Annotated in this window: 10 protein-coding genes; 1 reads left to right on the top strand and 9 read right to left on the bottom strand. The window is 50.0% G+C overall.

Annotated elements, in window-relative coordinates:
* Positions 1-16: 16 nt before the first annotated feature.
* The 8 genes from ACKGJP_RS13500 to ACKGJP_RS13465 form a co-directional block, all read right to left on the bottom strand.
* Positions 17-1,930, bottom strand: coding sequence for a sigma-70 family RNA polymerase sigma factor (locus ACKGJP_RS13500; protein WP_409346151.1), 1,914 nt, complete (start codon positions 1,928-1,930; stop codon positions 17-19).
* Between the two features lie 458 nt (positions 1,931-2,388).
* A complete protein-coding gene (locus ACKGJP_RS13495) occupies positions 2,389-3,132 on the bottom strand; it encodes a phytanoyl-CoA dioxygenase family protein (RefSeq protein ID WP_409346150.1) in 744 nt (247 codons plus the stop codon).
* A 486-nt stretch (positions 3,133-3,618) separates the two neighbouring features.
* Positions 3,619-5,640 carry an alginate lyase family protein gene (locus ACKGJP_RS13490; RefSeq protein WP_409346149.1) on the bottom strand — a complete coding sequence of 674 codons (2,022 nt, stop codon included), beginning with the start codon at positions 5,638-5,640 and terminating at the stop codon, positions 3,619-3,621.
* A gap of 27 nt (positions 5,641-5,667) precedes the next feature.
* Complete coding sequence (locus ACKGJP_RS13485) at positions 5,668-7,542, bottom strand: heparinase II/III family protein (RefSeq protein ID WP_409346148.1); 1,875 nt, start codon at positions 7,540-7,542, stop codon at positions 5,668-5,670.
* 101 nt (positions 7,543-7,643) lie between these two features.
* Positions 7,644-9,959 carry a helix-turn-helix domain-containing protein gene (locus ACKGJP_RS13480; RefSeq protein ID WP_409346147.1) on the bottom strand — a complete coding sequence of 772 codons (2,316 nt, stop codon included), beginning with the start codon at positions 9,957-9,959 and terminating at the stop codon, positions 7,644-7,646.
* Between the two features lie 141 nt (positions 9,960-10,100).
* Positions 10,101-11,630, bottom strand: coding sequence for an extracellular solute-binding protein (locus tag ACKGJP_RS13475; protein WP_409346146.1), 1,530 nt, complete (start codon positions 11,628-11,630; stop codon positions 10,101-10,103).
* A gap of 76 nt (positions 11,631-11,706) precedes the next feature.
* Positions 11,707-12,585, bottom strand: coding sequence for a carbohydrate ABC transporter permease (locus ACKGJP_RS13470; protein WP_409347154.1), 879 nt, complete (start codon positions 12,583-12,585; stop codon positions 11,707-11,709).
* Positions 12,586-12,641: 56 nt separating this feature from the next.
* The gene (locus tag ACKGJP_RS13465; protein ID WP_409346145.1) at positions 12,642-13,592 is read right to left on the bottom strand and encodes an ABC transporter permease; all 951 of its coding nucleotides are present in this window, start codon (positions 13,590-13,592) and stop codon (positions 12,642-12,644) included.
* A 530-nt stretch (positions 13,593-14,122) separates the two neighbouring features.
* Here ACKGJP_RS13465 and ACKGJP_RS13460 point away from each other — a divergent pair.
* Positions 14,123-14,614 carry a hypothetical protein gene (locus ACKGJP_RS13460; RefSeq protein WP_409346144.1) on the top strand — a complete coding sequence of 164 codons (492 nt, stop codon included), beginning with the start codon at positions 14,123-14,125 and terminating at the stop codon, positions 14,612-14,614.
* 62 nt (positions 14,615-14,676) lie between these two features.
* Here ACKGJP_RS13460 and ACKGJP_RS13455 read toward each other — a convergent pair whose 3' ends face one another.
* A complete protein-coding gene (locus tag ACKGJP_RS13455; RefSeq protein WP_409346143.1) occupies positions 14,677-18,399 on the bottom strand; it encodes an Ig-like domain-containing protein in 3,723 nt (1,240 codons plus the stop codon).
* Positions 18,400-18,524: the final 125 nt, after the last annotated feature.

Raw genomic sequence — 18,524 nt, 5'->3', positions numbered from 1 at the left:
CTTTCATAATTTTCAACTAATAATGCCACACATTCCAACGGTTACCATCGAGATCATAAAAGTGAAAAAGTCGGAATCCTCGTGTCGGAGGGTTACCGGTAATTCCAGACACTCTCACCCCAAGGGCCTTCAACCTCTCATATTCAAGCTCCAAATCTCTAACGTGAAGGTATTGCCGAACGGGACCGTCCGATATGCCAGGAACGGCATCATGGGGTAATGCCTCAAGCCACCATTCGGAGCAGCTGTCAGAATAATAGGATTGTCTGGATTTAAGGAGTACCCACCCCTGATCATCGTATTCCTCTACTAATTCAAGGCCAAATACTTCTTGATACCATTCCTTGGCTTTCATTAGGTCACGTACACCGATGCGATAATTTTCGACTGGTGTGACTCGCATGCCTGTAATTGCTTTCTCGGGATATTCGCACGCCGTCATCCTAATATTTTCACTCGTTGCCCAAAAATCGAAGTATTCCCGAAAGCCAGGACCGAGATAAATATCGGTAGTCCGTATGCCGAGTTCTTTCATGTAGTTATGTGCGGATTGCAATTCGCTTGTACAAAAGTATAGTCGGAGATTAGGATCACCAGATCCGCGTTCAATATAAAAATGTTCCGATTTCTTTTGAGTGATTACGGACTTCACCCACAAAACACCAACACGCGGGATCCCAAGCGGGGTCATTTTCTCAGAATCGGAGTTTTCGTCATGTTTCCAATTTTCAGTTTGTCCTGTACGCTGCCAGCCAAGATGCTGTTCAAACCATTCAATTGCCGAATCATGATTTTCCCAGAGCACGTTGATCATCCCGCCATCAATTTCATATCGCGGGGGATCTTTGATTTCATAACCTTCCGTACTTTGTTGTCCTTCTACGGTAAATGATTGAACCGTTACTCTCGATCCATGAGCGGCCCCAATACCAATTTGACCGGCTAAATGACCGTAGCATCCGTTCGTGCGATAACGTTCGACACCATTCACCGACACGCTGGAATAGTTATTCTCGATCAACCACTCCATCTTTACGAACTCATTTATCGGAATACGCCCTTGTTTCGGTATTCGTGTCAATCGTCCGGTAGCTGGGTCAACCCACTGAAACTCATCCGGACGATAATCCCAATTAAAAATGATTTCGCTGAGGGCAAACCGGATTCGCAGGTTTGTGGAATCCGTTTTGGCGACGAGCATGATCCGAAGCGGCACTTTGTATTTATCTGGAGTGATGGCGTACCCCCCATTGCTTTTCAGCATGATATGAAGTCCGTCACTATGCATTTCCGGTTTACAGCCGGCTGATAATAGCCGTCTGACAAGGTTAACAAAACTGCTGCTTCGGGACGGCCGAATCTCATATAGCCCCTCTTTGATAAGTCCAAACATCTTTTCTTCCAGACGTTTACGAGCGGTAAATAGCCGCTTTTTTATTGTAGAAATGGGTATTTCCAGCAAATTTGCGATGTCCTGATACGAATAATCACTTATGTAATAAAGCATTATCAATTGCCTCTCATTTTCGGGTAACGCCATCAATACCCCGCGTACTTGTTCCGTCAGTGCCTGACGTTCTGCTGCCTTCACCGGGTTTCCTTTCTCATCTTCGACAGCTAATGCATCATCGAGTATGACGGTATCTACCCTTTTACCGCGTGTCAATCGATTGCACTGCGATAGAACGATTCGTTTGAACCACCCTGAGAATGCAAGAGGCTCTTTTAATTGCGCGAACTCCTTCCAGGCTGTAACGAATGATTCTTGAGCAGCGTCTTGTGCTAAATGACGATCGCCTAGAACGGAGAAAGCCAGTCCGTATGCCATATCCTGAAACCTCGTAACAAGCTCCGTGAAGGCAGTTTGTTCCTCCTGTTCACTTTTTCGTGCCATGATGATTTCTTCAACAAGATTGCGGATATCCCTCATTAAATCCCTCCTACTATAAAGGAGCCGACATTTAAATATAAAGTTACCTTAAACTACTGGAATGGCAATATTTTTTTCTTCAAAATCGTAAAAAAGATGTGGGCATAGAGAGCCTGTATCGCCCTTCGCGATACCACCTTTACCGGGAGATTACTCCTACCTTTGGCACGTACATGGATCTCGGCCTTCCGATTCATGAGCTCTCCCGGTTCCGCGACGAGCTGAAGCTTTTTTGGTCCAATCTCGAACAGCCCAAGTCTGTGGCGGAGCGTTTGCTGCAAGCTGCGGTTTCTGTCGCAATGGACTAACCGAATAACACATCCAAGAGCGATAAAAAACGGAGCCCGCGCGGCTCCGTTTTCGTTGTTCCAGAAATCGTTAGAATCATCTCTGCGCAGCAATACAATAGGTGGTTTGATGCAGAATTGGTTAAAACAATTAACCCACCTGGATGCATCTTAATATAGAGGGTATTTCTGGCGAAGATCTTCCCGGTGAAGAACGTTGGAATCCTCCCGAATGTAATGGCATACGTACGAGCGGCGCCAACGATCCTTGCTCCGGTTTTTATTCGAGGAATGGATGAGCAACTCACTGAAGAAGAGAACATCGCCTTTCTCCATAATGACCGGTATTTGGCGGCTCGTATCGATTCCCTCCGTCTCGTCGGTCCAGGATTCGTGCTCTTCCAGATTTTTGACCGCGCCATGCGGCAGAAGTCCGAGCTTGTGCGTTCCGGGCATTACCCACAAACAACCGTTCTCTTCATCCACCACATCTTCCATGGCCGTCCATGCGGCGATCATCGTCATCGGATCGTTCTTGATATAGTAATAATCCTGGTGCGACGCTTGGCCCGGCGACCCAGGCTCCTTATAGAAATACATGCTTTGCACGCACACCGCTTCCTTGCCCATTAGCTGCGCAAGCCCCCCCCGTACGACTGCATGCTTCATCAATTGCCGGGAGAAGCTGTCATACTTGTGCGAATTGAACAGCCTGAGGGAATATTTCTTGCTCTCGTCACAGGCCGCCCACTCCGGCATCGGCTCTTGGTTTCGAATATCGTAAATGTGTCCGTTAAAGGCATCGATAAGATCACCGGTCATTCCCTTCTTTAACAGGAAGTACCCTTGCTCTCTAAAAAATTCGATCTGTTCCTCCGATAGTGGCGTCAAAGGCTTCGTAAATATCCCATTCATCTCGGCATTCCCCTTTGGTTGTCATGATCTTTGCTATAGCTAAAGATTACTTCGAGAACGCCTTCCCATCAATGGCTGTAATTTGCATCATTGTATCTATAATTGATATTGCCGATTCGGTCCCCGCGTTCAGCAGGATCTCCAGCTTGTCATGCTGTATACGACCTTATGCTGATTATGCGCAGACACGCTTCGCCCAAGAACCCTGCAATGAGAAGCTTAGGGCTAGCCGCGCTACATCTATATCCGATTGAATCAGAAAAAGTGCTTCTCCAGAAGGAGAAGCACCCTGCCGTTTATTCCGTGCTATCGTGGATCCATGAGCATTACCCGGAAAGGCTAATCAAGAAGTCGACGGGAAGGACGGCGACAAAAATACGGCAGTTATCTTGGAGCGGCATTCGCAAATCATAACCAACCTGCGACCGTCCGACTCACACGATACTTCCAAGCTAACCAAGTCATTAAATAGTCGTTCCGCTGCGGTTATGAAAGCGAAGACGTCTGTTCGTTTTCATCAATGACAATCGATTGTCCGTCTATCAGGCCCAGCCGGATTTGTCGATCGTGAACGTCTCCCGAGGCTTCCAATACCTTTACCGGGCACCTTTCCCCCGTATTTGTCGGAAACAACAGGGTCACCGTACGAATCGGTCCCGCGGCCGTCAACTCATACACAACTGTAGGAGCAGGCCCATATTCCCCTTGCGCGAAGACGGGGGTGTTCTTCCATCCTTGCCACTCCGGTTCGGTTTGCCCTTGAACGATCTTGCCTGTCAGATTTCCCGTCCGGTTCGTGATGACGGTCAGATTCGGGCCGTCTTCGTTCAAGGTAAAACTCGTCTCCCCATAAACAACCGCCGATTCGCTGTTCAAATGCCATAAAAATTCATAGCTGTGCGATTCTTCATCTTGCGGTGTCAGCCTGTCGATCACCAGAAAGCATGGAGAAACGAGCGGATGGTTTTTCAGAAACAGGACGCTTCGGCTGTGCGCGACCTTGATCTGCGCTTGAGCGCCATAGCCTTCGTCATACGTTCCTTGAACAAAATCAAATGCTTCGGAAGTACGCCATTCCGTATCCGCCGGCAAACGGATGTCTTCCTCCTTCCACCGGTAAGCGATTCTCCGGTTTTGATCCGATCCGTCTACGCGAACCGTGTTGTGCGATCGGGTGGACAGCACGTAGCGCCGCATTTCGGAGTCGTCATAGGCGTAATTGCCTCCTTCGGTAAGCAGCAGCTTTCCGTAGGCATGAATAAGCAGATTCAGTTTATCCTCGTGCTGGTGAGCCTTTCCGAAGGGTCCTGCGTCGAACATCGCCCATACGGCTTGACGGTCCCAGCCGTTTCGCATGACATAGTACCCGCTGTAGGGAAAGGGAATGGACGTTTCAACCGGCGGTTTCCCTTCCTGACCATCCGTATAAGCCCAAAGAAAATCCTGCCGGTTCGGATACCGCCGTATCGCCTCTATCATGGAAGAAGATGCCGACACGTTCAGCCAACGGCCGTCGTTCACATCCGGCAGCAAACCATCCGGCATCATCAGCTTGACATGGGCTGAGCAGGCATTTTCGAGCGCGCTAACGATTTCGGGAGCGATCGTGAACCCATAGGCCTGGTACAACTGAACGACTTGAAAATAATTATTTAGAACGACCTCATGATAATTCGTACTTAATTCGTATTGGAAACCATCCGGGTATAGTTGTTTGTTCAATTCCTGGATCAGCTTCTCCTGAGCGTAATGTCTCCAGTTTTCCGCTTCCTTGAATTCGGGACACAGCACGCCGATATGGGAAAGACCGTTCATCTCCATAAGCAGCCAATTCCCTTCCCGGTGCTGATGGCGGAGCCTTAAAGCATGCTCCCACAACGATTTGTACCAATCGATGAGCACATCGTCGGTGAAATGGGAAGAGCGGTAACAGGCATGAAGCGCGTAAGGCCAGGCATTGCCCATTCGAAGACCGCATTCGATCGTCCGCCACCCGTACGTAGAATATCCCGGCGCATTCTCGGGTGCAACGACCTGACGGACCCAGCCGGTAAACAGATTCACGAGCCCCTCGGCATATTTTTCGGCTCCCGTTTCCCGGTAACGCTTCGCCAGCACCTCCCATTCCCAATGGCGGTTCAGCTGCCAAGTCCACTCCTTATATTCATTGAAAGTAGGATTGGCGGACCAGTCCACTTTTCCTGAGAACTGATGAGGCGTTCCGCAAGAGATAAGCTTCAAAGACAAGATGCGCTCGCCCATTTCTTCTATCGTCTCTCCCGGCACAAAAAACTGGTTTTGCATCTCATGAGGAGGGATCCGGAAATACAGCTCCGGACGCAGCGATTTCCGTACATGTTCGGCAAATAAACTGCGCGCATTTCCGAAGTTTTCGTTTTCTACTGCTTTCTTCAAATTTTCAAGGCCCGGCAAGCTCGTATCGATCGAACGGGTAAAAAATTCATGATCGCTTACAAGAGAGCCGAACCGATGTTCTTTGTTTACCATTCTACGATGGCCTCCATTTGGCACTAGTCATTCTTTGCAAATACGCATGGTCCATACAGACGCAGCAACGGCTTCTTTCGCCTTTAGAATGATTCTGTACAAAGAATCGCCCCAGACGGCCCGAAGTCTTTCATCTAGTACTTCGATTGCCTCGCTTACAGCCAGAAGATTGCTTCCGTCATAGTGAATATACACGTTCTCGCCTTCCGGATTTTGCAACAAAATGCTCCCGTCGTTACTCATCTGAGGCATACAAGGAGTCATCAAATGGATAATAACATTATCGCTTTCCTGAAGAAGTTTAAAGTCGTCCGCGATCTCGATAAAAGTATCATTGCTTCTATAAAAACTATAAGTCCGTTTCCACGAAACGATACCTGCTTCTTCCGGATAGGCACAAGCGAGATTCATCGATATTTGGGCTTCTTCATCATGGACCTTATAGTTAACCTCGCTTGCTTTATACGCAATGCCGGCCTTCTGCTGAATTCCATTCACCATAGGCACATTGTGGTACGCTGACTGCATCGTCCAAATGGTATACCGCTCGGGACTAAACGTCTTGGCGGTATACGTTTCGACACCGACATCAATAAGAAAAGGTTTTCCGTCCGAATATACAAGGAAATGGCCGATATCGTTATGATTATGGCTTTCATCGTTATGGCCGCCCTTTACTGCCAGGTACAAGCCTTGACTTGAGCCTTCCTGTTCCCTCGCTGCCATAAATTCGATAACATTCAGCCATGCATCTCGGACAAACGGGGGTTTCGTTGAGCTCTCTTTCATTTCCTGATCCACAAACAGAGATGGGATGATCCGATGCAGCGTTAGCCATCCCGCGGGGATCTGCATATGCTGATTCTGGCATGCACTGCGTGCAAGATTTATGAGATGCTGATCGTGAATTCGTTTCCCATACCGATATACGAGCGAGGCTTCTATTTCGACCATTGCGCTGCTGTCGGCGAAATTGACGTAGCGCTTGTCATCGATATGGGCTTTATACAAGTAGCTTCCCATTTCCCGTATCAGAGGCTCGTTGAACAAGTTGATCTTGCCTTGTGACGCTTCGTAAAGCAGCTCTAGGCAGTCAAACAACGACCCGCCGGCTCTCCCCCAATAAACCGGCCCCTCGTCGCAGCCACCGTCAGGATGACAGTCTCCGATAAACCGGTCCAAGCATCGCATAACTTTGCCAATCGCTTGGATTCTCCGATCTTCAGACTCCTCGACCGAAAGAAATACAGTCAGAATATTCGAATTGATCCACGGATTCCAATTGTTCATCTTTCGATTCGTTTCCAAGCCCATCCACCATAAATCACTGCGTTCCATAAATGGATCCATAACTCTGCGCTTCAATTCCATCTGGATGCGGTTGCAAATATTTATGCTGACTTGATCGAGCGAATTTTTCAATAAGTAATACGTTAAAGCAAGCAAGCTTGCCGTCTCCCCGACGCATAAATCAATAAATTGATCATCAATATTCGGAAGACAATCTTTGGCGCTTCGTTTTGAAATCACCTGATGCGGGGGAATGACCCAAGTGGACTCTTCGCAAATACACCAAATTCCGTTTATTACCTGATCAAGAAACCGCCCCTTCCCCTCCATGCATTCCGCCAGAACCAGAGAAGCAAGCACCCTCTTCCGTTCTCTTTGCTTCTCTTCGTATCCAACTACATTCCCGCTTCTGGAATATTCCAAATAATCTGTCGCCGTTAGACTTGGCCACGAGAAGGATAAGGAATCATTCCCCTTGGAAATCCACATCTGCCTCAAAGAAGCCGGCAAAGACTCCCATTTGCCTCGATCTTCAATCTTGGGGTAAGGAAAATATTGCTTATACGGACGAATGAGATTAGATAACGCATTCGCGTAACGATCCGTTAACATTACTTAAATCATCCTTTCTTCAATCATCCGTTCTTCAACTAGCATCCCTCGATCAAAATAACGTTACATTAGTCGCCATAGTCCGGCATTTCGATTGCTTTTCATTCCGATTTCGATTGCTTGAGTCTATACTCGCCGGGGGTAATGCCGGTAACCCGTTTGAATGTGCGTATGAAATTTTGCGAATTGTTGTACTGAAGACGTTCCGCGATATCCGATACCTTTAAATCCGTTTGTGTCAGCAGTTCCTTCGCTTTCTCAATCCGGTAAGCGATGATGTATTCGGTAAACGTAACGCCAACCTCCTGTTTGAACAGGTTGCTGAAGTGCGATACCGGCATCATCACCATATCGGCCAGCTGCGGTTGGGACAGATCTTCATCGTAATGCTCGTGAATATACCTAAGCACCTTCTCCGTAGTTTCTGAATTTCGCTCGCTTCGGAGAAGTCGAATATGGGCAATCGCCGTCGAATATATGTTGGTTTTGAGCCATTGTTTAATATGTTCGATCGTTTTGAATTGGTTCAACGTCTGATAAACGTTGTCTGCAAACAGCTTCGGCCCTTTTTTCGGATCAAGCTCGTACAACGTTCGCAGCGTCGCGGCGAGCAGCTGTACGAACGATTGGCGTACTTGATCGTTCTTCAGCGTTTCTTCCGATTTCAGCGCTTCGGCGAAATCGTCGACAGCGATCTCGATTTGCTCGAGATTGCCAAGCTTCAAATTCGTTAAAATAAGCTGTTCCTGCTCCACGGGGTAACTATAGCCGGCCGCCTCGGGATTGACCCGGTCGATAAACAGCACGTTCCCGGTTCCTACGATAAGCTGGTGCTTGATGGCTTCAACCGCCTCTTTGTATGACCGGTGCACGTTTTCGACCCCCAAATAGCTGTGGCCGACGCCGATTGTCGCCGTCACGTGAAGCACCCGCTCGATTACCCCCCGGATTTCCTCAGAAATTCGAAAAATATCCGTTTGCGTCTGACTCGTTCCGCTATCCCCCGGCCCGTGGTTGATGACGACGGCGATCTGCTCCGATTGCATTCTGACGACCATGCCGTCCGTATGATGGCTGATGATTTCTTTGGCAATATTGATCGCCGCATACAGAAACAAATTCACGTCCTGTTCCGATTGGCCACGCAAATTGTCCAGCTCAACGCATAGCGCCGTATAGTACGGGAATGCCGCAGGCACTTGATAATAATCGAGCTTCTCGCCAAACTCCCCTTGCCGGAACGGCTCCGTCAGAAGGCGCTGGATAAAACTCGCCCGCAACAGCGGCATCGATTGCTGGATTTGGCTTTCGAGCTGGCTCTTTTCCGACTGAAGCGACTCGACGTAATGCCGGATAAGGCCGAATTCGTCCATTTTATGCGGCGTCGCCTGGTTGAACTTGCCGATGCTGCGAATCGTCTCGACAAAGCCGGAGATTGTCCGAAACAGCCGCTGCGAAAGCAGCATCGCCGCGAAGAGACTGACGAGGATAAGCGCCAGACAAATGACGATCGTCGTTTTTTTAATCGAATGGATATGGGTCGTCAGTTCGCTTAACGGCACGACGGAAACATACCGCCAGTTGTTATAAGGTGATTTGAGCGAGTTGACCAGCATCCGTCTGCCGTCGATATTTTGTTCGCCGAACGATTCCGGCAAGTCGGACTCCGCCAAGTCGCGGATAAACGGATAGTCGGAAAATTCGCGATTCAACAGCGTCTTATCCCAATCCGAGAAAATATTTCCCGATGGCGTAATAATAATCATTTCGCCGCTGGTACCGAGATGCATACTGCCGAATACTTCGAAAAACGCCCGTTCATTCAAGTTGATAATCAAATAGCCGAGCGCTTGATCGGAAGTCACCGGTATTCGGCGGACAAGCGTCACGACATGTGACCCTCCGCGAGGCATCGTTGCAGCCGCTTGTCGGTCGAACCAGAAATACGCCTCTTTGCTTTCATTGATTCGTTGAAGAAGTTCGGCATCAAGCTTCGACGCTTTGACAATCCCTTCGCTCGGACTGACGGCGAGCTGCTGCCGTTTCATATACAAGTAGACGGAATCCACGTTTTCGATCAGCGTTTCCATGGAATTGAGGATGGTCGTTACGTTTTGGAACAATCTGACGTCCCCATAGGGATCCGGCGCTTTCAAAAACTCCGTCAAAGTCGGATTAAACGCTTGCTGCAGAACGATTTTGTCGTTAATGACAAGCAGCTTGTCGATTCGTTCCTGGATTTGCCGCATCGTTTCTTTATTCGTTTTGCCAATTTCCTGCATCATGCTGTTACTGGCAATCATGTAGGTGATGATGCCAAGGACGATGACCGGAACAATCGAAAATAAGGAAGCGGCAATCAACAATTTCAAGCGCGTCTGTTTCGAGGAGTGCCGTTTCCATATGGAGCGCAGCATGCGGGTACCGCCTTTCAACCGAATAATTCGAACAAGCCCCTATTTTAATCAATAAAAACCGGAAGATCAATTCCCGTCAGGAAACGATCATCCGGTGTGAAGCACGGTATGCATAGAAAAGTATGCCGATAAGAGTAAGTCTTATTTTTTGTTCGCTTTGTACCAATCGTTCAATTCTTTGGTCAATTGGCGGCCGCCTTTGTCAAGCCACTCGTTCGCGAATTTGTCGAAATCCTCGATCGGGCGCTTGCCCATGACGACATTGACGAAAAACTCGTCGCGCGTCTTGGTAAGATCGGCGCCTTTTTCACGCTGCGTCGGCGCGAGGTAACTGATCGCCGGGTTTTTCACGCCTTTGTCTACGTCGTAATCGAACATTTCGCGCTGCTTCTTTTGAACGTCGGCAGGAGCCGTTGTTGAGACGAGCAAGTACGGATCGTATTTGTTATGGGAAACCAGATTGTTGACGGCGTCGGCCTTCAGCTTGTCGGTATTGACCTTCAAGGTGCCGTCCGCATTTTTGGTATGATGGACGCCTTCCACGCCGTATTGCTTGAAGAGCGTACCTTCGTCGCTTGCCTGCCAGTCGATGAATTCGATTATGCGTTTGACCTTCTCCTTGTCCTTTTCCAGCTTCGCCGGAATCGCCTGCAGACCATAGAAGCCGATCCCTTCGGACACGCCTGATTTACCCGTCGGTCCGACCGGAAGCTTGATCATCTCAAACTTAGCGTTCGGGTTCGTTTTGCCAAGCGATTCGACGAATTTAGGGTAATCGCTAATATTGCCAATGTAAATGCCGGCGTTGCCGTTGTTGATTTTTTCCCATACTTGCGTCGTTTTCAGAACGGCAAAATCTTTGTCGATGGCGCCTTCCTTGTAAAGATCGCGCAAATAGGTAAGCGCTTGCTTGCGTCCTGCTGTGATCGAGCTGCTCATCAAGGTGCCGTCTTCCATGACCCGCCAGCCGTTGCCGGTATCGAATGCATGCCAAACGGCGTCGAGGAACGCCAGGTTTTCGCCGACGGCGAAGCCGAACGTATCCGCCTTGCCGTTTTTATCCGGATCATTCTTCGTAAACGCGACCGCCGCTTTATACAGCTCGTCCGTCGTTAGCGGAACCGGCAGGCCGAGATTGTCGAGCCAATCTTTGCGGATCATGACCGTTACTGTGTTTAACGTGCGCGTTCTTGGAATGCCGTAAATTTTGCCGTTGATTTTTACGTTGTCCCAAATCGATTGAGGCGTCTTCATAATGTTCGGCGCGTTTTTGATGTACTCATCGAGCGCAAGAAAAGCGCCTTGGTCTACGTAATTGCTGAAGTCCGCCGAAGGAAACGATTCCCACAGCATGAAGTCCGCCATATCGCCCGATGCGACGGCCAGCTTCGCCTTTTCCTCCGAGCTGTTGTTCGGGATCGCGAGCGGCTCGTAATCGATGTTGAACTTGTCTTCAATGAATTTCCAAGCTTCCGTTTTTTGCGCCGGATCGCCGTACAACGGGAACATCGAGCTGATTTTAATCCTCTTTTTTTCCGAAGGCTTGGCGCTGTCGGCAGGCTTGTCGGAGCCGGCCGTTTCTTTCTTCGCGCAGCCGATTGCAGCCCCCCCCAGCATGGTTACAGCCAAGGCAAGAGACAGGGATTTGCGCCATTTTCTTTTGTTTTGCATGTTTCTGACCTCCTGATATTTATATTATATATGGTGAAGAAGACCGGGAAAACAAGTCCTCTGAAACCCGAACGGATCAGCCTTTGACCGAACCGAGCAGCACGCCTTTCGCAAAATGCTTCTGCAGAAACGGATAGATGAGCAGGATCGGTACCGTCGCGACGATCGTCGCGGCCATTTTGATCGTTTGCGGCACCACTTGAGCGCTTGCTTCAAGCGAAGCATTCTGAAATTGCTCGACGGAGCCTTCAATGATCATTTGGCGAAGCAGCACCTGAATCGGCCATAATTCGGTCTTATTGATATACATGACGGCCGAGAAAAAGCCATTCCAATGGCCGACCGCGTAAAACAGCGTAAAGGTGGCGAGTGCCGGCATCGACAGCGGTAGAACGATGCGGAACAGGACGCCGAAGTTGCGGCAGCCATCGATGCGGGCCGCTTCTTCGAGCTCCTCGGGAATGCTGTTGAAAAAGTTTTTCATGATGATCAGGTTAAATGCGCTGATGGCGCCGGGCAAAATAACGGACCAGATCGTATTGAGCAGATGCATGTTTTTGACGACCAGGTAAGTCGGGATAAGTCCGCCGCTGAACAGCATCGTTACAACGACGAGAAACAGGATCGTATTACGGCCGCGCAGTCTTTTTTTGGCGAGCGGATAGGCCATTAGGGAAGTGAGAACGAGATTGACGAACGTGCCCATCACCGTAATCACAATGCTCATCCACAAAGAGCGGACAAAATGCCTGTTGGAAAAGATCGTATCGTAAGCATCCCAACTCAATTTCTCTGGCCACAAGATGAGTCCGCCGCGAAGGACTTGCTCCATCGGCGAAAGCGAGGTAGCCAGAACGTATACGAACGGAAAGAGCATAACCAGCGAGCATAAGACAAGAATGCAAACATTGGCAATATCAAAAAGTCTGCTGCCGAATGACGGTTTGTAATGCAGCAAATCGGTTCCTCCTGTCTGATCACGGACATCTGCGTTACGAAGTCCTTCGATTTTTAGTAGACGCCTTCTTCTCCGAATTTTTTGGTAAGCCAATTGGCTGAAACGATCAGCACCATACCGACGGCGGATTTAAACAAGCCGATCGCGGTCGTATAGCTGAACTTGCCGCCGATAAGACCCTCCCGGTACACGTACGTTTCGAATACGTCGCCTACCTCGTTCACCGTCGAATTGAGCATAAGGAAAATGTGCTCGAAGCCTACGTCAAGAACGCTGCCCATGCGCAAAACAAGCATAATAAATATCGTGCTGCGAATGGCCGGCAGCGTCACGTGCCAAAGCTGCCTCCAGCGTCCGGCTCCGTCGACGATAGCCGCTTCGTAAAGCTGCGGATCGACGCCGGATAACGCAGCCAGAAAGATGATCGTGCCCCATCCGGCTTCTTTCCAGATACTTTGCCCGACAATCAGACTTCGGAACCATTCCTTCGAAGTCAGGAAAGCGATTTCCGTACCGCCGGCCGATTTAATCAGCTCGTTAACGAGACCGCCTTGCGTTCCAAGCAGCATATACGTAATGCCGACAACGACTACCCAAGAAATGAAATGGGGCAAATAAATGACGGTCTGGATAAAACGTTTGAACAAGTTGACCCGTATTTCATTCAGCAGCAGCGCAAGAACGATCGGAACGGGAAAAAAGAAAACCAAATTGTACAAACTGATCAGCAAGGTGTTGCGGAGCAGCAGCCAGAAGCCGTCGTACTGGAACAACGTGACAAAATGTTTGAAGCCGACCCAATCGCTGCCTGTTACCCCTTTGAACGGGCTATAGTTTTGAAAGGCGATGACGATCCCCCACATCGGGACGTATTTGAAAATAATGAAGAAAGCGATCCCCGGGAGAAGCATCGCGTATAACTCCCAGTCTGTTAAAAACGCGAACCGTTTTTTACGCGGAACCGCTTGCAACATTTCGATTTGTTGTGCCGGCGCCGAATTCATGGTGTCCTACCTCCGTTTTTCTATTGTCTTATTGCAGACCGCGTCTCTTTCCCGCTCTCGGCTTTATGAACCGTTTGGTTTGACTGTCCGGCTATGGCAGTAACGTAACATAACCGTCGGACAGAGCGATATAATCATATGCTTTGAGTATCCGATAGGCGGAGAATGCCTGATTTATGGTCTGTCAGAGCCATAATCATTAGAAATGATTATGGCGGCACCTGTATCCGGCAGATGGGGATCGGTCAAGCCGGTGCCCCTGCAGGCCTCGATCAAAAAAAAAGATCTGCCGCTTCAGCAATTCAGCGGCAAATCTTTTTTTACATTCCCGTCCTGATACTCTTCCCTACGTATCCTGCTAATCCCAAACGGATACATCACTCACGCTATTCACTGAGGAATCTTCATATTCTTTATGGGCATCTGCACAATCATATAGGTATTAACCTACATACTGTAAACACAGGTTATTTGAATTAATTATTAGGCTCGCTTTTTGCATTATTTATATAAAGCAATGGAGGTATCGTATGACAAATTTTTATTCTTTTCACGGGACTGTCACTATGATTAGTGATTTTATTACAGGTCAAAATGGTAAAGGAGAAGGCTGTTATCAGTTAATATCTGTAGAAAACGGATTGGGAGCAATAGTAAATTTCGTGGTGTCACCCACAACTTACTTTGTAGATCATGTAATGGTGGCAATAGGAGATCGCGTGACTGGGTATTATGACGGAGATGCACCTGCTCTTCTTATTTACCCTCCACAATATCAAGCACTTGTCATGGTAAAAGATAGCCCGTATCAGAATGTAAAAGTAGATTATATTAATAGCGAGCTGGTGAGTAGTGATGGACGATTACGATTGAATATTTCTCCATATACCAAAATAGTATTAACAAATGGGCAACTCTTTTCAAAAAGCCCTGCGAACCGAGATCTAGTTGTTATTTACGGACCTGCCACAAAAAGTATCCCCGCCCAGACCACACCCTATAGAATTATAGTGTTGTGTTAGACTCTTCCTGACAAACAAAAACGGCTGGGCGAAGGAAACCTCCTCGCCCAACCGTTCTTGCATCAGTCTTGCTCGTTCTTCTCGTTCTTCTTGGTCACGACCAGCTTGTCGCTCGCTTCCTTGCCGGCGTATGCCGCGGTGATCTCGGTCTTCCCTTTGGCAAGCGCGGTTACCAAGCCGGCTGCGCTGATCGTCGCAGCTTCCGGGACACTGCTTTTGAATGACGAGCGCATGGTAACATCTCCAGCGGTACCGTCCGAATACTTAGCTGTAACCGTTACTTGCAGCGTTTTGCTTTCTTTCATCGGCTTTAGCTTGGTGATGGCGATGCCGTTCAGAGAGGCGGTCACGGCAAGACGATACTCGGCTGACTTGCCTCCATAAGTGGCTGTAATGACGGTTTCGCCGATTGCTCCTGCAGTGATGTTGCCTGACTCGTCGATCGCGGCCACAACTTGATTACTGCTGCTGAAGGTGATACCCGACGAGACGGTCACGCTGCTGCCGTCGGAGTAAGCCGCCGACACGAGCGTTTGCTTGGTGTCCCCTTCCTTCATCGCGTCCAATCCGGAGATCGCGATCGACGTTAAGGCCGGGCTGACGGTAAGCGTGTACGAGGCGGAAACCCCATCGTAGGTGGCAGTGATAACCGCCTCCCCATGGCTGACCGCCGTCACTTTCCCCGCCTGGTCAATCGTAGCCACCTGCGGGTTGCTGCTGGAGTAGAAGATTCCGGTAGACGGCGTTCTCCTCGAGCCGTCCAGGAATTGAACGGTGACCGACGTTTGTCCGGTGTCGCCCGTTACCATCGGCGCCAGTCCCGCAAGCTCTAGACTAGTCGCGATTTCAGCCGGCGTTCTGACCGTAATCCGATTCATCAAGGTGCGGTTTTCGGACGGAGCGTAATAGAGATTGCCGTCCACGCCGATCGTAAATGTCTCCGCGTCACACAAATATTTAGAAGAGAAGCTGCTTGGATCAATCGCATATAGCTTCTTCCCAAGCATGGCGAACAAGATTCCGTCCTTGGACCACTCCAGCCTGAAGTTGCCCCAACGGAAACCCGTTCCGTTATCGGCGGGGTTGATATTCGAGTACTTGATCACCTTGAGAGACTTGGGATCCATCGCAAAAATATACCCGTTGGCTCCCCCCCACAGCAGACCGTCGGGTCCAAACGAAAGCCCGCCGATCGCCGGAGGCTCCGTCAGTCCCGGAATATCGAGGGAGGCCTCGGTGATTTTCTCTTCCTTCACGGTGTCCCAAACGAACAGCTTCGCTTCCTTGGCCTTCGGATCGGCGGCAACCCCGCCGTTAATGCTCGTCGATCCATAGACCTTGCCGTCTTTGTAAGCGAGTGAAATTACGCTCTGGTCCTGCACGACATTGCGATAGACGCGATAGGAGGTAGCCGCATCAGGGCTGCTCGGATCGAAGGACGTGATCGCGCCGCCTACTGCGCCGTAAGTCGCAACCGATCCGATGTAGACTTTGTTTCCGGCCACAATGGCCGTACCGGGACGGTCCTGCTCATTTTCAATAATAAAGAGACGCTTCGGATTCGTGCTGCCGGCCGGCAAGGAGAGATCGTATTCGAACACATCGCCGCCCGGATAAACGCCGAAGTACATTTTATTTCCGAATGAAGTGACGGCTCCCGCCTGCCCCATCGGAAAGGTTGCAGCCATATTGGAAGCAATGTCATAGGCGGCCGCTTTGGAGGCCTGCATGCCTGTAACATAGATTTTACCGTCCGGCCCGTTCGTAAATTTGTTGGTAACGGTGGCATTCGGCGGCAGCAGGTTCGGATAACGTTTGACAAGCCCCGTCTGTGGATTCATAAACACAATGATTCCTGCAAAATTCATGGTCACGAGACTTGTTCCCGGCAGCTCCGGGTCGTCCGCCTGCACCCAGTTCGCGCCGCGGAAGGCGGTCTCGTACGCCATCCCGGAGTCCTCAAGCGCATGCGTCACGACGTCGAACGTTACAATTTTTTTATCCACCGGCATATAGATTTTGCCGTTCAACGACTTCTTCGGAAGCTGCAGGCCTGAGGAGCTTTTTTCGATAACGAGGTCCAGCCATTCGCCCTTCTCGATGTCATAGATGTATCTTCTTTGCGGCGTGTCATAGCGGACGACGACAAATTTGTCATCGACGATGTTCAAGTCATACACATAGCCCTTCTCGCCCAGAGAAGAAGCCAGCTCCACTTTTTCCCCGGTCTCTACATTCAGGCGGTATACTTTGCTGTTGGAGGTGCCGGCATAAATATAGCCGTTGCTGTAATCGATCGCTCTCACATAGACCTGGTTGATATCCGTCACCAAGCGTCCGTAGTCTCTGCTTTGCTTCGTAACGGGATCGTATTTGAGAATCTTGCCCCCTGGTCCTGTACCTACGTATACGTTGCCCCGCTCGTCGATGGCAAGACACCAGAACGTACTCTCCCCTGCAAAAGTAAACACCTTCTGCGCTTGCTTCGTCACCGGCGAGTAAGACCAAAGCTGACCGGCAGATGTTATATATACCGTTCCGTCAGGAGCGATCGCATGGTTCCAAACCTCTCCGCCGCCCTCAAGGGGAACGCTGCGGATCAGACGGTAATCGTCCAAATCCACGACATGCAGCAACGGCGGGATGCCCTTCACCGTCGTATACATGACATTGTGTCCGTCTTCAACGCCGGCTTCGCCGTCAAACACGCCGACGGCATCGGCGATAGGCGTCGTTCGGTATTCAGGAGCTCCGAATCGGATCTGGTCAAGGGGCACTATCGGTTCGGAGGAGCCGGTGCCGATCGTGACGAGCCTAACCTGATCCTGGTTGAGCGCATACGTTTCGTTCAGCGTCGTCCCTTTGCTCAAGAGCACCCACGCCGTGCCGTTCTCCGCCTTTGCGCGGAAACGGACAGTCGCGAGCTCCGTGTCGGCGTTGATCTGTTTGCCGTCCTTCTGCGCTGCGATGAGCTTGATCGTTCCATTATCGTCGCTCGAAGAAAAAGTTGCGGCATCGCCCGCGAACGCGCCGGCCGGCGAGACGGAGACCAGTTCCAGTCTTGACGTATCATAATAGACGGACGCCTGAACACTCGAAAGCTCCTTCACCTCAGACAGGCTCACGGCTGCGTCGAATTCCTGATCCGTCTGCACCGCTGCCGGCGCCGATAGATTCCAAACCCCTGGGATCACATCCGGCTTAGAATAAGTAAAACGAATATCGTCGTAATAGGCCGTCGACGTGCTAAAAGCGGTTGTGTACACGATGATACGGGCATAAGCCGCATCGGCGGGCGCGGTCATCGTGGTTGATGTCGGGTTCCACTGTCCTCGCGTAAAGCCCTTGTTCGGATCGTTATGTATCGGGGCTTCGCCGATCGAAACATTTGCGGAGTTGAAATAACGCAGATTTAGGCTGGCAATGCCGCCGCTCTCAATGAGCAGCTTCGCACTGGCGGTATACGCCGTACCAGGGGTCACGGGCAGCTTGTCGCTCTGCAGGGCAACGGAATTGCTTGACGTTGTATCCGTAATCTTCAGGCTGTTAAGGCCGCCGGCGCTTTTGGCATTCGTCACGGCATAAGTATAGCTTCCTTCCTTGACGGCGAAAATGCTGCTCCAACCGGGGACCTTACCGCTTGATAGCGGTTCTTCAAACCCTGGATTGGTCAGCGGCATGTCGACCGTAGCCGCCCTTGCACCGGACGGAGCGATGAGCAGCGAAGCTAGCAATGTGAGTGACAGCATAGAGGCGAGGCTTTTCCTGATCGCGATTTTTCGCAATTTCATTTCCTCCCACGAATGGAATTTGGCTTTTCGACCTGCTGCAAACCATACATACGTTCATTGCTGAATCAGAATCCACCTCCAGCATTGTGGTATCCATGAGGTATCCAAAACAATCGTAC

Origin of the sequence: Paenibacillus litoralis (assembly GCF_046244365.1) — a bacterium.
GTDB lineage: Bacteria > Bacillota > Bacilli > Paenibacillales > NBRC-103111 > Paenibacillus_V.
Note: the sequence above shows the minus strand (reverse complement) of the source record. Positions and strands in the feature narration are given on the sequence as shown.

Excerpts from the sequence above, each read along its gene's own strand:
- ACKGJP_RS13485 (WP_409346148.1), bottom strand. The coding sequence starts at position 7,542 with ATGTTAACGGATCGTTACGCGAATGCGTTATCTAATCTCATTCGTCCG.
- ACKGJP_RS13495 (WP_409346150.1), bottom strand. The coding sequence starts at position 3,132 with ATGAATGGGATATTTACGAAGCCTTTGACGCCACTATCGGAGGAACAG.
- ACKGJP_RS13500 (WP_409346151.1), bottom strand. The coding sequence starts at position 1,930 with ATGAGGGATATCCGCAATCTTGTTGAAGAAATCATCATGGCACGAAAA.
- ACKGJP_RS13475 (WP_409346146.1), bottom strand. The coding sequence starts at position 11,630 with ATGCAAAACAAAAGAAAATGGCGCAAATCCCTGTCTCTTGCCTTGGCT.
- ACKGJP_RS13480 (WP_409346147.1), bottom strand. The coding sequence starts at position 9,959 with ATGCTGCGCTCCATATGGAAACGGCACTCCTCGAAACAGACGCGCTTG.
- ACKGJP_RS13490 (WP_409346149.1), bottom strand. The coding sequence starts at position 5,640 with ATGGTAAACAAAGAACATCGGTTCGGCTCTCTTGTAAGCGATCATGAA.
- ACKGJP_RS13460 (WP_409346144.1), top strand. The coding sequence starts at position 14,123 with ATGACAAATTTTTATTCTTTTCACGGGACTGTCACTATGATTAGTGAT.
- ACKGJP_RS13465 (WP_409346145.1), bottom strand. The coding sequence starts at position 13,592 with ATGAATTCGGCGCCGGCACAACAAATCGAAATGTTGCAAGCGGTTCCG.